This is a genomic window from Paenibacillus pectinilyticus (assembly GCF_001700435.1).
Taxonomy (GTDB): Bacteria; Bacillota; Bacilli; order Paenibacillales; family NBRC-103111; genus Paenibacillus_E; species Paenibacillus_E pectinilyticus.
In genome coordinates this window covers 75,765-90,297 of the sequence record NZ_LYPC01000019.1, presented here as the reverse complement: position 1 = coordinate 90,297, position 14,533 = coordinate 75,765, and the positions used below count along the sequence as shown (strand labels likewise).

Sequence of the window (14,533 nt, the reverse complement as noted above, 5' to 3'; positions counted from 1 at the left end):
CTGTCATGATGCCATTAGGAGGAGAGAAAATAATGAACTTTCATCGTGAACCACATACATTTGTAGGGCAAGTCAATCTGAAGGTTCAAAATCTAGAACGGTCCCTTACCTATTATCAAGATGTGATTGGTTTTAAAATCTTGGAGCAAACAGAGAAGCGTGCTAACTTGACTGCGGATGGGAAGACGACGCTGTTATCCCTCGAACAACCGGATAACGTTGTACCTAGCCGCGGGAGAACGACAGGGCTTTATCATTTTGCGCTGCTGTTACCAACGCGGTCCGATTTGGCACAAATGATTCTTCATTTTGCTAATAAAGGTTTGCAGCTTGGATCTGCCGATCATCTTGTCAGTGAAGCTCTCTACCTGTCAGACCCAGATGGGAATGGGATTGAAGTATATAGAGACCGCGATCCTTTGGCATGGCAATGGCAGAATGGGGACGTGAAAATGGCGGTTGACCCTTTGAATATAAGGGACCTTGTTGGGATTGAAGAGTATCCAGTGTGGAGCGGTCTGCCGGTAGGTACGGTTATGGGGCATATTCATTTGCATGTCTCCGACTTACAAGAGACAGAACAATTTTACACAAAAGGTCTCGGATTTGAAGTTGTTAATCGCTATGGAACGCAAGCGCTTTTCATCTCAACTGGCAAGTATCATCACCATATTGGATTAAATACTTGGAACGGTGAGGGTGCTCCGCAACCAGCTGAAAATAGTGTTGGTCTTCGATCATTTACCTTAGTTTACCCCAATGAAACAGCGCGGAATCAGGCTATTACTAATTTGAACAAGATGGGTGCAAGTGTTAAAGAAGAGGGCGGTACTTGGATCACTACAGATCCTTCGGGGAATCGTATTCATTTGCTTATGTAAAAGAAGGCTTTTTGGAGAAAATACATTTGGCAGGAAAAATAAGGAGGACACGATAATGAAACATTTAATCGTTTATGCTCACCCAAACTCTGAGAGTTTAAACCACGCCATACTGGATACGACGGTGAATACGTTAAAGAAACAAGGCCATGAGGTAACGGTACGTGACTTGTACGAACTGGATTTTCAACCTGTGCTGAAACCAGCGGATACGGCTGCTATGAGAAATGGGCATACACCGCAAGATATTCAAACTGAACAAGATCATATAGCCCAAGCTGATGTGATAACATTTATTTATCCGATTTGGTGGACGGGTCTGCCAGCGATATTCAAAGGTTATATAGACCGTGTCTTCTCTTACGGATTTGCCTATAGTGTGGGTGAAGAAGGCATTATTAAACTGCTCGCAGGTAAAAAAGGAGTTATCATCAATACGCATGGTACTCCAAACGAGGTTTACGATCATATTGGCATGACCAACGGATTGAAGCTCACGTCCGACACCGGTATATTTGACTTTGTTGGTATTGAATCCTTAGGTCATCTGTTCTTCGGCAGTATCGGATATCTTGATGATGCTTCTTACAAAGGAATCTTAAAGCAAGTTGAAGATAAATTGGACTCATTATTCTCGTAAAAGCGCTAACTTAAATCCCATCCTCGCTTAAAGCGCGGTGGGATTTTTTCGTTCGTGTATCGCCTAGGTGACAGGCAAGCTAATGTACATCATTTCGGGTGTAGGGTAGCGCCTAAAATCTTGGTTGCTAGGGTAGCGAACTGTGAGCGATCAGTCTCAGAAAGCACTTCGACAACATCAAGGACTTGGCGCTCGATCTCGGCACCTACGACATGGATGAGCTGCCGACCATCAGCCGTTACGCTCACGTTAAATCCCCGCCGGTCGCCGGGAGAGATGGTACGTTCGACGAGGCCGCGGCGTTCAGCGCGATCGACTAAGCCCGTGATGCTGGATTTGTCTAGACCAAGATACTGGGCAAGTTGGAGCATGCTGGGTTCACGATCCCTTAGAATGCCGAGCAGCCGGATTTGAATGATCGACAGGTCATGGTCGGCACCAATTCGCCCGAGAATGGTTTGAATATGAAAGGAAAGTTGGACCAAACTGTCCAAGATGGATAGATCGTTTTGATGTGTAAAAGGTTCATTATTCAACATGTTCACTCCGGACTTATCAATATTCGAACGATGGCCAAAGAGATGAGTCTTTGACGTTCGGTCGCCATCTCCTGACAGTATACCACAATAGCCATTGACTTTGTACGTGGAACAAACTATATTGTTTGTAACACAAACTAAATTCATGCGCGATGTCGCAAAATGGAGGTCTTTTATATGTATGCTGCTGTTGTGCGTTCTTTCGATAAGGCTCCTCAATATGACTTGTTTGATACACCACAGCCATCCGGAAAAAATGAGATTCTCGTCGATGTTCTTGCTGCCGGGTTACACACGCGCGTGCGGTCTCAGGCAAATGGCTCACACTATACCAGTTCAGATCAATTGCCGCTCATCCCTGGGATTGACGGCGTTGGGCGGCTGCCAGATGGCAAATGTGTCTACTTCGTTGCTCCTGACACCTCATTAGGGACGTTCGCAGAGAAGTCGGTTATCGACTTGCGCCGCAGTGTGCCACTGCCCGAAGGTGTTGATCCTGTTCTCATCGCAGCAGCCATGAATCCCGCTATGTCAGCATGGGTGGCACTGCAACGCCGAGTGGATTTCCAACCGGGGCAAAAGGTGCTAGTACTCGGAGCGACAGGAAATTCGGGACAGATGGCTGTCCAAATTGCCAAGCTTCTAGGCGCAAGTCACGTGATTGGCGCTGGGCGTGATCAGCAGCGGCTCCATGCTCTTGCTGCGCTAGGCGCGGACGATCTAGTCTCTCTTGCCGGAGATCCGGAAGAGGTTGCAGAAAGGCTAGGAGAGGCTGCTTCTGAAGTAGATATCGTTATCGACTATCTGTGGGGGAAACCAGCCGAGCTTGCCATGCTGCCGATATTGACGAAGAGATCAGATCGCAGCCGTGCATTAACGTGGATCCAAATAGGCTCCGTTGCCGGCCCGACAGCTGCGGTGCCTTCAGTCGCCCTTCGATCTGCCAACTTCCAAGTGATTGGCAGTGGCCAAGGCTCGGTCTCGACGGCTGGATATGTAGCGGAATTCCCAGATCTGATCGCAGCGATTTCGGCTGGTAAGCTTACCGTAAATGCGGAATCATTCCCGCTCTCTGACGTGGAGAAAGTGTGGAATGCTCCTACTAATCACGGAAAACGTGTGGTTTTTATCCCGTGATTGGATGAACTTCCACACCGCGGCTTATGCAAAAAACTGCACGATAACCGTAATGAAGCCCTTGTTTTCTCCAATAGGAGGGACCAAGGGCTTCTTCATTCCGAATCCAGAATTAAGAATCAAGAATCAACAGAATTGTACGTACCATCAGCAGGCCGTGCCGTGGCTTTACGGTTCAGTACGATGTTGCGGAAATAAATGAACACACTGGGCAGCTGCCCAAGCAGAAAGACAGGGTCTTTCCGATAAATGGCATAGATCGAAAGGACAGCACTACCTAGAATGCTATATACCCAAAAAGAGAGGGGAATGACGGTTCTTTTCGCTTTCTCACTCGCCAGCCATTGCGTAATAAATCGCATGGAAAACATGATTTGTCCGATAAAACCGAACACAATCCAGCCAATTTGATAGGGCGACAGGTTAACCGCAAAATGCCACCACATATTATTGTCCCTTTATCTGATAATGAATGACTCGTTTGCGCAGCCAGCCAATGACGATCGCATCCATAAGTCCGACGAAGGCGCGGTTGAATACGCCGTATTTGGAAACGCCATGTTGTCTCTCACGGTGGGATACGCCTACTTCGATGACCTTGAAGCCGTTGATTTTCGCTAATGTCGGTAGGAAGCGATGCATGCCCTCATACAAGTAATAACTGTCCGCGACTTCGCGTTTCATGAGCTTCATGGGGCAGCCTGTGTCATAGATTTTGTCGCCAGTTAGCCAGTTACGGACGCCGTTGCCGACGCGAGAAGACACTTTCTTAACGAAGGTATCCCTCCGGTGGACGCGTTTACCATTTACGAAATCCATGTTCACGATATAAGGCATAAGCTTGAAAATATCACGAGGATCTGTCTGCAGATCAGCATCAATCAAGGCGACAAGCTCGCCACTGGATTGCTTAAGCCCGGCCGAAATGGCCGCCGTTTGCCCGCTATTTCTTTCAAAATGAATGACTTTAACGGCTGGATCCGATTTAGCCAGCTCATTTAATAGAATTGCGCTCCGATCCTTACTGCCGTCATTAACAAGCACGATTTCATAGCTTTCAATCTTGCCGCGGACAGCATCCGTTATTTCTTGATGAAGCAGCTTAATATTGTCTTCTTCATTATAGATGGGTGCTATAATCGAGAGTTTGACCATTTGTATTCCCCCTATACCATGTCACAAACTTAGTTATTCCTGTTTCAAAATCAGTCAGGGGATTGTAGCCGAACAAAAGGTTGGCTTTGGAAATATCAGCGTAGGTTTGATCGACATCCCCAGGTTGGTTTGGCATCCGACGGATGCGGGCTTTGGTACCGAATGCGGCTTCTAACTGCTGGACCAATTCGCGGAGTGTGATCGTCCGATTCGTGCCTAAATTCACAATCTCATACACCAATTCGTCTTGCTGCTCAACGTAGTGCAGGGCTCCGATGATACCCTCAATAATATCACCCACGTACGTGTAGTCTCGGCGAGTGGAGCCATCCCCGTAAAGCGTGAGTTCCTCACCACGATCAAGTGACTTGGCAAACTTGTGAATGGCCAAATCGGGCCGTTGGCGTTCGCCATACACCGTGAAGAAGCGCAGCATTATCGTATTGATCTCATGCAAATAATGGTAGGCATGCGCCAGCACTTCACACATCTTCTTCGTGGCGGCATACGGCGAAATGCTGCGATCGACGCTGTCTAACTCCGAGAAGGGAACCTTGGTCTGATTGCCGTAGACGGATGAGGAAGAAGCGCACAGCCAGTGGCGTACCCCATGCTTACGCATGGCCTCGAGCACCGTGAGCGTCCCTTTCACATTCACGTCTTCGTAGAGAAGCGGTTGTTCAATAGATGGTCTGACGCCGGCCATAGCAGCAAGATGAATAACAGTATCTATATGTTTATGCGCAAAAACGTCATCCATATCTTCTGAATGGCGAATATCTGCAACGATCAAAGAGAATTGATCGGTATTCACAAGCTTTTGCAGATGCACCAGATCGGCTGATTTGTTGGTAAAAGGAAAAGGAATGGCTATTCCTGCAGCATCCAGAAGATTTCTAATTTTAATCCTGTAGTCATAAGCATCGTTGAAATTATCAACGCAGACGACACGATGTCCGAGTTGTAACAGCCGCTCACAAAGATGGGAGCCAATGAAACCTGCTCCTCCTGTTATGCAATAGGTTTTCATGAATCCTCCTTGTGGTCAGCTGGAGCCAACCGAATAGTACTGAAATTGTTCACGTACCTGTACATCTGTTGTGAACATATTTCGTAGATCGAAAAAGGCATTACCGCGCATCGTTTTGGCGATCATAGGCCAGTTATGTGCTCGGAATTGGTGCCATTCCGTCATCAGGACGATCGCATCGGCATCTTGGGCGGATGCTGCTTCGCTTTGGCAATAGTGGATACGATTGTTAAAATCAGACCACATGCGCTTGGCTTGTTCCATCCCTTGCGGGCAAAATACGTTAACCATGGCCCCCTGCTGCAGTAGCCCCTTAATGATTTCGAAGCTCGGCGCATAGCGAATATCATCCGTTTCTGGCTTGAAGGAAAGTCCCCATATGGCAATGGTCTTTCCTTGTAAGGTGCCGTTAACCGACAAAGCTTCACTTATTTTGTTTATCATGCTTTTCATTTGCTTCTCGTTAGCCGCGATGGCAGCACGGATGATATAGAGGTCTTCATCATTTTTTTCGCCGATATCCAGCATGGCCTGCGTATCTTTGGGGAAGCAGCTGCCACCATAACCCGGGCCTGCCTGTAGGAAATGAGGAGAGATGCGCTCATCGAGACCCATGCCAGTGGCAATATCCTGAATATTGGCGCCCACTTTTTCCGATACAAGGGCAAGTTCATTAATAAAAGAAATTTTGACGGCCAGAAACGAGTTGGATGCGTATTTGATCATTTCGGCTGTTTCTAGGTTCGTATATAGAAAAGGTACATGATGCTGGATGTGTACCTGATAGATCGTTTGCAGGGTTTCTTTAGCTTGGCTGCTCTCCGTACCAATAATTACGCGAGATGGTGATAGGGCATCAGTTACCGCTTTCCCTTGGCGTAAGAATTCGGGGTTAGACACGACATCTGCCCTGAAGTCTGACCGTCTGTCTGTCAGTAATGTGTCGAGATAAGTCGCAATACGGCGGCTAGTGCCAACTGGCATAGTTGATTTGCAAACAATCACTTTATAACCATTTATATAGGTAGCAATTTGCTGAATAACGTCTCGAACATAAGAAAGATCAGCACCACCATCCTCTTTGGCAGGTGTGCCAACGGCAATAAAGATAACGTCACTTTCCTGGATAACCTGTTGGGGACTTGTTGTAAAGGTCAGTAGTCCATCCCGTAAACTGTGCCTGAGAAGTTCCTCTAAGCCTGGTTCATAAATCGGTGAATTGCCATCCTGTAAGTGTTTAATTTTATCCACATCTACATCCATGCAAGTGACTTGAAAGCCATAACTGGAAAGTACGGCTCCGTGAACTAAACCAACGTATCCTGTACCCATAATTCCAATTTTAATGGTAGACTCACCTCCTAGCTGATCTTGGGAATAAAGTTAATAAACACTTTGTTGTATACTAAACTATTTGTAAACAAATTATAATCATCACTTGGGTGGTTCACAAGCGACAGATTCTTAGGAAATGTTGATTACTTTATAAAAGAAAACAATCTGTTGCCGATCTTGAGGATAATCTACAAAGTGTCCTTTACCTGTTGTATAGAACCATTCAACGAAAATAAAAAGCCTAGGATCCATGTAAGGAATCCTAAGCTTCTACAAATACTAAGAAAGAGGTCATTTCTTGGGAACTCTGTTGGTTTCATTCTTCGGGAGATGGAATAATTCTGAAAGTTGAGAAGCCAAAAAATGTGGCGTGTAAGGCATATCATTACGAAGCCAAAATACAATCGTTCCGATAATGGCGGAGGAGCCGTACCAGATCGCGATATCTTTTTGCACGTTCAACGTTTTGGATGCCCCCAGCTTGTCCATACGACCCATGATAAAATCCGAGATCAATTTCATGAGTCGTTCCGTAAAGACAGGCATGCGTTTGGAAGCGAGCAGCACCTTGTAGAACTTGGAATTCTGTTCAATGTGCTCAAGCATCCGAATCATGATCTCCATGTTAAAACCAGGAGGATTGGGAACCTCATTCAGGATGTCTTGGATTTCGTTAATCATATCATCAGCCAATCGATCGAGCATATCTGGTATATCGCGATAATGCAGATAGAAGGTGACACGGTTAATGGTCGCACGCTCCGCGATACGATTCACGGTTATTTTCTCGAGCTCCATCTCTTGGAGTAATTCAATAAAGGCATCTCGAATTAATAGACGTGTACGCAGTACACGCGGGTCAATACGTTGTGTTGGTGCTGACATCATGACTCATCCTTTCTACTTGTATGGAATTATTATGCTAAACGACAAATTCTGCGAGTTGTGTAGATGATGATTGGAATAGACGACAAATGGAGCGGCAGCTGTTACTTAATCAACATTCATAAAAAAGGTGTTGCTTGTGAACATTAGAATGGATGTCTATAATATTATTTACATTAAGTTTATTATACAACATTTTGTCAATTAGTTCGAATCCGTAGTAGAAAGGATTAACTGCCATGAGTAAACCTGCAGAATTGGATACCAGCTCGATTAAGAAAGGCCCGTTGTTGTTTGTTATGATTTTGGGGGCGTTCATTGCCGTTCTGAATCAGACGATTATGAGTGTTGCTTTACCGAAGCTCATGGTTGAATTTGATATCGTCGCGTCGACAGGCCAATGGCTGACCACTGGCTATATGTTGGTAAATGGCGTCTTAATTCCGATAACGGCATTCCTCATGCAGCGGTTTACGACACGTGAGCTGTTTCAAGCCTCTATGATTATCTTCCTTATTGGTAGTATTGTTTCAGCCGCGGCACCTGGATTTGAAGTTTTATTGATTGGCCGCTTGATTCAAGCAGCTGGAGCTGGTATTTTAATGCCACTTCTGATGAATGTCATCCTGACCATCTATCCACCAGATAAGCGTGGAGCTGCGATGGGCATGGTTGGGTTGGCGATCATTTTCGCCCCGGCTGTCGGTCCTACGATCGCTGGTTATGTTTTGGAGCATTATTCGTGGCGTACGTTGTTCTATGGCATTATTCCATTTGCTGTCATTGTCATTGTAGTTGCTTGGATTTATCTGAAAAATGTCTCTGAACGGACTTATCCGAAAATTGACGCGTGGGGTGCGGTTCTTTCGACCTTGGGATTCGGCTTCCTGCTTTACGGCTTCAGCAGCGCAGGTGGTAAAGGATGGTCAAGTGCGGAAGTCATCGTCTCTCTGATTGTTGGTGTCATTGCTTTAATCTTATTTACATGGCGTCAATTGGTCATCAAAGACCCTCTGCTTGATCTTCGAGCATTCAAGTACAACATGTTTACCTTAACAACGGTGATCAACATTGCCGTTACCATGGTGATGTATGCCGATATGATGCTGCTTCCTCTTTATTTACAAAATGCACGTGGATATACCCCGTTGGAGTCTGGTGTTCTCATGCTTCCTGGCGCACTCCTCATGGGAATCATGATGCCAGTGGCGGGTAAACTGTTCGATAAATTCGGAGCGAAGTGGTTGTCCGTTGTGGGTATGGCCATTACGATCGTAACGACACTCGGATTCATTAATTTAACGGATTCAACCAGTTATTCGTATCTAGTTCTCATGTCGACAGGACGTCGCTTCGGGATGGCGCTGTTCTTAATGCCGATCACCACCGCGGGCCTCAACCAATTGCCTGCAAGACTGAATGCGCACGGGACAGCGATTTCGAATACGATCAAGCAAGTGGCAGGCGGAGTAGGTACCGCGCTATTGGTCACCGTGATGACAACAAGAACGAAATCCCATCTCATCGAAATGATGACGGCGAATGGAACAGCGACTGCGTCTAAGGAACTTATGAAAGAGGCATCCATCCAAGGCATTAACGACTCTTATCTTGTCATTATTGGTATCGGGGTTGTGGGCTTATTGTTGTCTTTCTTCATTAAACGTGTAAATCAAGCTGAGGATGAGCCAGAACCTATCGTCAAGCGGAAGCCGGTTAATGCAGTATAAAAAGAAGTTTCAGAGGAAAAGCGTCTCCCTTAAGTGGGAGATGCTTTTTTCGCATTAAATTGCTACTAGTCAAATGTCACATTCTAATTTATAATGTGCTTAGTAGAGTTGCAATTAAGCAGCTCTTTTTTTAAAAGCAATACTGTGCTTGATTTAGGCGCATATACTTGTAAGGGGTACAAATGAGAAGGGGAGATGTTGAACCATGCATGTCGTTTCAATTATTTTACAATCGTTATTAGCGTTAGCTTTTCTTATGGCGGGTATCGGTAAAATCACAGGATCCAAAATGCACGTAGAGAATTTCAAAAAATTGCGATTACCACAATGGTTCCGTGTATTCACAGGACTGGTTGAGTTCGTGTCCGCAGCCGCGTTAGTTGTTGGTTTCTGGGATGCGAGCTGGGTCGCGGCAGGCGCACTTGTGATTGCGATTACAGCGATCGGGGGAGCACTAGCCCATGTGCGTGCGAAGGATTTCTTGAAAGAAATGTTTCCGATCATTTTCATCGGTATTTTAGCGATTATCCTTTTCTTCATCAACGTTTCGGATCTTTCGAATTTCCCAGGGTTCAACTAATCGATAGAGATAAGACAGCGAGTACAGTAGACTCCCACTTGGGGGTAGGCTGTGCTCATTTTTTTATCCTATTTAATGAAGCGAATAAAGATTAGAACGCCTTGTACAGGCTAGAGGGAAGCGGGCGATAGGTGTATAATGAGAAAAGTTGACGAACGGACCCGACTTTTCTAAGGCTGAATGGTCGAGTAGCACGGGTGAAATGAAGGAGTGGAAGTGGGTTGTGGGTTCAAACTGTTAAAATGGCATGGTTCTCCAATGTCCGTAAAGATGTGCTTGCGGGGATAACGGTTGCCCTAGCACTGATTCCTGAAGCGATTGCATTCTCCATCTTGGCGGGCGTAGATCCGATGGTGGGGTTATACGCCTCTTTCTGTATAGCCGTGACGATATCGATCGTTGGCGGGCGTAGGGGGATGATTTCGGCGGCGACAGGAGCGATGGCCTCGTTGATGGGACCCATCGTAGCCAAATATGGGATCGAGTATTTATTTGCCGCGACGATACTTACAGGCATTTTGCAGTAGTCACGATCATCGGCTTGAATGCGGAAAGTACGCAGTTGATGGATCAAGTTGGTAATGTGTAAGAGCAGGCCTTTCAAATAGGGGTGAAGATGACGTTGAAATATCCAAAGGCACTTGCCGAGTATGCCGGGAAATACCTCCATATCGCACTTATAGGTTCATTTATCAAATGGCTTTTCTACGGAAGCCTTGTCGGCGTTCTGACGGGGTCTGCATCTGCGCTGTTCCTGGCTAGCTTGGATTTCGTGACGGAGAAAAGAATGGCCCATCCATGGTTGTTATTTCTTTTACCCGTGGGCGGCGCCTTGATGGCGTATATCTATCTGAAAATAGGCAAAAACGCGGGCAAGGGGAATAACTTGATCCTTGAACAAGTGAATGAAGGCAAGGAGTCGATCCCTTTGCGGATGGCGCCACTGGTCCTCCTCGGGACCGTGCTCACGCATTTGTTTGGCGGCTCCGCGGGCCGTGAGGGCACGGCCGTGCAAATGGGGGGAAGCTTAGCCGAATGGATCGGCAAACGCTTCCGAGTAGATGCACACGATCGGAGAATCCTGCTCATGTGCGGCATCAGCAGCGGGTTCGGCTCCGTCTTCGGCACGCCGCTTGCGGGGACGGTCTTCGGCTTGGAAGTGCTCAGCATCGGGATGGTGCGATACCAAGCGTTAATTCCCTGTTTTATCGCCAGCTTCGTTGCGAACCTCGTAACTACGGCATGGGGCATTCATCATATTCATTATGCCATGGGGGCTGTGCCTGAGTTATCCACAGGGGTTATAGTCAAAGTCGTGTTTGCGTCGATCCTATTCGGCTTAGCGAGCATCTTGTTCAGTGAATTGACTCATGGTTTGAAGAAATTGTACACCTACCTATTCAAAAATGCGATGTTGAAAGCTTTTATCGGCGGGCTGGTGATCATCCTGTTGGTTGCGATCTTCCGAACTCGAGATTACCTAGGACTAGGCATTCCTTTGCTGCAGCAAGCTTTCGTAGAGCCTGTCGCTCATTTCGCTTTCTTATGGAAAACGATTTTCACCGCGCTCACGCTGGGTGCAGGTTATCTGGGCGGGGAAGTGACGCCGCTATTCGTGATCGGGGCTACGCTCGGTAATTCACTTGCCGATGTGTTAGGGCTTTCCGCACCGTTCCTGGCCGGTCTTGGCCTTATCGCGGTATTCAGCGGGGCAACGAACACGCCGCTTGCCTGCTTTATCATGGGTATCGAGCTGTTCGGCTCCGAAGGCATCATCTACATGTTCATGGCCTGTATCGTGAGCTATCTGTTCTCCGGACATACGGGGATCTACACGTCACAACGCATCGGATTGTCCAAGTCGAGGGGGCATGTACTACCTGAGAACGCGACATTAGGGTCAGTTAGGGTCACAGATAAAAGGGAGTGAAGGGTATGCGGAATGCGATGTACGAATTAGTGGAGACGAACGATAGACTCCCCTTCGATGTCTCGCTTCATAATGTCAATTATGTGCCGAGTCACTGGCATAACAGTGTCGAGATCATCTTCGTATTGCGCGGTACCCTCGAGGTGAAGGTGAAGCATGAGAAGCTGACACTTTCGGAAGGCGACGTCTTGTTGATTAATCAATGCCATGTCCATGAAGTGATCGGTCTGGATATGAATATTATTGCGACATTTCTGATCCCGATTAATTATCTGAGAGAGAAGCTGACAGGGGCAGAGGACCTTAGCTTCGATTGCTACTCGGGTTCGAAGGACAAGGAACGTCGTCATGCCCTGGAGCGTATCCGTAGTTTTCTAGCCGAGATGGTACAACTCAAACATAAGAAAAGCGATGTCTACGAAATTGATATGCAAATTCGCATGCTCGAAGTATTCGCGATTCTGCTGAAGCAATTCAAGGTGCAAGCATCCGATGGTGCGATGAATGAGAAATACATGGAGCGGATGCTGCGGATTATTACCTACATCGATGAGCATTATCGGGATCCAATTTCCCTTCAGGCCATTGCGGAACGCGAATATTTATCCCTTCCGTATTTATCGAAATTTTTCAGCGAGAATATTGGCCTCAACTTTCAATCCTATGTAACGAGCATCCGTTTGAAACATACGGTAGAGGAATTGCTGCATAATGCGGATATGCCCATTGCGGACATCGCGATGAATCATGGCTTCCCGAATGCGAAGTCGTTTTATGCGGCTTTTAAAAGTAGATACAACATGACCCCGAACGATTATCGGAAGCATTTTCGTCCAGAGCTCAGTGAAAGGAAGGACAAGTTTGCTGGCAATTACTTAACGTTTAATCAATCCAGTGCCCTGGGGATTATACAGCAGTATCTGCAGAGAAGCCACTCCCAGCAGACATCCCAAGAGATCACTGGCTTTGAAACGGAGGTCAACCAGATTGATGTAGCTGTCACAGGGAGTCGTATCGGGCACACATGGCGAAGCATAATCGCAATTGGGAAAGCGAAGGAAGGTTTGCACGCTGACGTTCAGCAGCAGCTCAAGCTGCTTCAGGAGCGATCGTCTTTTCGTTACTTACGGTTCCACGGCATCTTCGATGACGCCATGATGGTGTATACGGAGGATGAAAGCGGTCGTCCGCAATTCAACTTCAGATTGATCAACGAATTGTTCGACTTCTTGCTATCCATCGGATTGAAACCATTCGTTGAATTCGGGTTCATGCCTACCGCGATGGCCTCAGATCCGCATACAACCATCTTTTATACTAAAAGCTGCGTGAGCCCACCCAAATCCGTAGCTGTCTGGTGTGAGCTGGTCGATCGGTTCATACGGAATTGTATGAATCGGTACGGGGCTGAAGAGGTCGAATCGTGGAAATTCGAGTTCTGGAATGAACCTGAATTCAAGGCGTTCTGGTCAGGCACGATGGAGGAATATCGGGAGCTCTATGCCCAGACTTACCTAACACTTAAACGGATATCGAAGCGTCTTCAAATCGGAGCACCTGGTCGTATCATTACACTTCAAGTGGAACACTTTTACGACGATTTCTTTGCTTTTTGTCAGGAGCGGGAGTGTCTGCCTGATTTCGTTCCGCTTCATTTCTACCCGCATGACAGGTTGGAAAGCAGGCTGCAAATCGAACAATTCGCTGAACTCCATCAGCTGCAATCGTTTCGTAAGCTTATGGAGGAGTTCGGCGGCGTGTCTCCGAATCCCGATTTTCTGAGGGATAAGCTGGCTAACGAGATGAAGTTGCTGGAACCTTATGGGATGTCGGGTGTCGAGTTATACCTAACGGAGTGGAATTCGACGGCTTATCATCGCGAACTGACGAATGATACCTTGTACAAAGCCGCCTATATCGTCAAAAATATTATCGATAATCTCGACAGCATCGCCGGCTTCGGATATTGGGTGCTTAGCGATAATATTGAAGAAATGGCGGCCTCACCTCAGTTGTTCCACGGCGGGCTCGGCTTGATTGCACAGCATGGAATACCTAAGGCGGGAATGCTGGCCTATGAATTGTTGGCTAAATTAGGTGACCGACTCATTGAGCGGGGAGAGCGGTATATCGTTACCGCGGGTCGCGGCGGCTATCAGATATTGACCTTTAATTACTGCCATTTCGATGATCTCTATGCGCTTGGCGATATCTCCTTCATCGATTCGGTGAATCGGTACAATGGGTTCAAGGACGTGAAGACGATCAAGCTGGAGCTGGAACTGACAGGTATACCAAGCGGTAGTTATCGGATGGTTAGTCATAAGGTAGGTCGAGCGTATGGGAGCAGCTATGACCGCTGGGTGGAGATGGGGGCGCCTCAAGTTATGGGGCATGAGGAGATCCTCTACTTGAAAGCGGGATCCCGACCGAAGATGAGCAGTAGCCTAATTGAAGTGAACAATGAGCGAACCCTGGTTTCGGTGTTAGAGCCGCACGGGATTGAGTTGATAGAATTGATTCCTGTCTGGTGAGGTTGAGGGGTTAGGCTTAGGGCAAAATTTAATCTCTCATGTTACGTCGAAGAATGCGCTTACATCAAATACATTAAATTAAGCTATAGGATTAGATAAACCGCTGCCTCTCCGAGGATAGGCGGTTTTTATTATAATCAATATGTAAACGTTTTCA

The 14,533-nt window shown here is 46.8% G+C and carries 13 protein-coding genes and 1 pseudogene; 8 read left to right on the top strand and 6 right to left on the bottom strand.

The window, feature by feature from the left end:
- Nucleotides 1-32 precede the first annotated feature (32 nt).
- Together A8709_RS13770 and A8709_RS13765 are read left to right on the top strand one after the other, a co-directional pair.
- Nucleotides 33-881 carry a VOC family protein gene (locus tag A8709_RS13770; RefSeq protein ID WP_065852962.1) on the top strand — a complete coding sequence of 283 codons (849 nt, stop codon included), beginning with the start codon at nucleotides 33-35 and terminating at the stop codon, nucleotides 879-881.
- A gap of 55 nt (nucleotides 882-936) precedes the next feature.
- Complete coding sequence (locus A8709_RS13765; protein WP_065852961.1) at nucleotides 937-1,521, top strand: NAD(P)H-dependent oxidoreductase; 585 nt, start codon at nucleotides 937-939, stop codon at nucleotides 1,519-1,521.
- A gap of 89 nt (nucleotides 1,522-1,610) precedes the next feature.
- Here A8709_RS13765 and A8709_RS13760 read toward each other — a convergent pair whose 3' ends face one another.
- Nucleotides 1,611-2,207 carry a MarR family winged helix-turn-helix transcriptional regulator gene (locus A8709_RS13760; RefSeq protein WP_244163187.1) on the bottom strand — a complete coding sequence of 199 codons (597 nt, stop codon included), beginning with the start codon at nucleotides 2,205-2,207 and terminating at the stop codon, nucleotides 1,611-1,613.
- A gap of 30 nt (nucleotides 2,208-2,237) precedes the next feature.
- Between A8709_RS13760 and A8709_RS13755 the strand changes: the two genes are divergently transcribed.
- The gene (locus A8709_RS13755; protein ID WP_065852959.1) at nucleotides 2,238-3,197 is read left to right on the top strand and encodes a quinone oxidoreductase family protein; all 960 of its coding nucleotides are present in this window, start codon (nucleotides 2,238-2,240) and stop codon (nucleotides 3,195-3,197) included.
- 119 nt (nucleotides 3,198-3,316) lie between these two features.
- On the opposite strand, the gene A8709_RS13750 is transcribed toward A8709_RS13755, so the two are convergent.
- The 5 genes from A8709_RS13750 to A8709_RS13730 form a co-directional block, all read right to left on the bottom strand.
- Nucleotides 3,317-3,643 (bottom strand): lipid-A-disaccharide synthase N-terminal domain-containing protein, encoded by a 327-nt coding sequence (locus A8709_RS13750; protein WP_065852958.1) that lies wholly within the window; start codon nucleotides 3,641-3,643, stop codon nucleotides 3,317-3,319.
- A gap of 1 nt (nucleotide 3,644) precedes the next feature.
- A complete protein-coding gene (locus A8709_RS13745) occupies nucleotides 3,645-4,352 on the bottom strand; it encodes a glycosyltransferase family 2 protein (RefSeq protein WP_065852957.1) in 708 nt (235 codons plus the stop codon).
- On the bottom strand, nucleotides 4,318-5,382 hold the full coding sequence (locus A8709_RS13740) for a GDP-mannose 4,6-dehydratase (protein WP_065852956.1): 1,065 nt from the start codon (nucleotides 5,380-5,382) through the stop codon (nucleotides 4,318-4,320). Before A8709_RS13740 ends, A8709_RS13745 begins: the two co-directional genes overlap by 35 nt.
- A gap of 15 nt (nucleotides 5,383-5,397) precedes the next feature.
- On the bottom strand, nucleotides 5,398-6,714 hold the full coding sequence (locus A8709_RS13735; protein WP_208607681.1) for a UDP-glucose dehydrogenase family protein: 1,317 nt from the start codon (nucleotides 6,712-6,714) through the stop codon (nucleotides 5,398-5,400).
- Between the two features lie 294 nt (nucleotides 6,715-7,008).
- Nucleotides 7,009-7,605: a TetR/AcrR family transcriptional regulator gene (locus tag A8709_RS13730; protein ID WP_065852954.1), complete on the bottom strand. Its 597-nt coding sequence runs from the start codon at nucleotides 7,603-7,605 to the stop codon at nucleotides 7,009-7,011.
- Between the two features lie 236 nt (nucleotides 7,606-7,841).
- On the opposite strand from A8709_RS13730, the gene A8709_RS13725 reads away from it, so the two are divergent.
- From A8709_RS13725 to A8709_RS13705, 5 genes and pseudogenes are all read left to right on the top strand, one after another.
- Nucleotides 7,842-9,332 (top strand): DHA2 family efflux MFS transporter permease subunit, encoded by a 1,491-nt coding sequence (locus A8709_RS13725; RefSeq protein ID WP_065852953.1) that lies wholly within the window; start codon nucleotides 7,842-7,844, stop codon nucleotides 9,330-9,332.
- Nucleotides 9,333-9,537: 205 nt separating this feature from the next.
- Entirely contained in the window at nucleotides 9,538-9,912 is a 375-nt protein-coding gene (locus A8709_RS13720; protein ID WP_065852952.1) for a DoxX family protein, read from the top strand.
- Between the two features lie 242 nt (nucleotides 9,913-10,154).
- Nucleotides 10,155-10,436 (top strand): annotated as a pseudogene (locus A8709_RS13715) (SulP family inorganic anion transporter); the annotation flags it as partial.
- Between the two features lie 98 nt (nucleotides 10,437-10,534).
- Nucleotides 10,535-11,842, top strand: coding sequence for a voltage-gated chloride channel family protein (locus tag A8709_RS13710; protein WP_244163186.1), 1,308 nt, complete (start codon nucleotides 10,535-10,537; stop codon nucleotides 11,840-11,842).
- A gap of 5 nt (nucleotides 11,843-11,847) precedes the next feature.
- Nucleotides 11,848-14,376: a GH39 family glycosyl hydrolase gene (locus A8709_RS13705; RefSeq protein ID WP_065852949.1), complete on the top strand. Its 2,529-nt coding sequence runs from the start codon at nucleotides 11,848-11,850 to the stop codon at nucleotides 14,374-14,376.
- The last annotated feature ends 157 nt before the right edge of the window (nucleotides 14,377-14,533 follow it).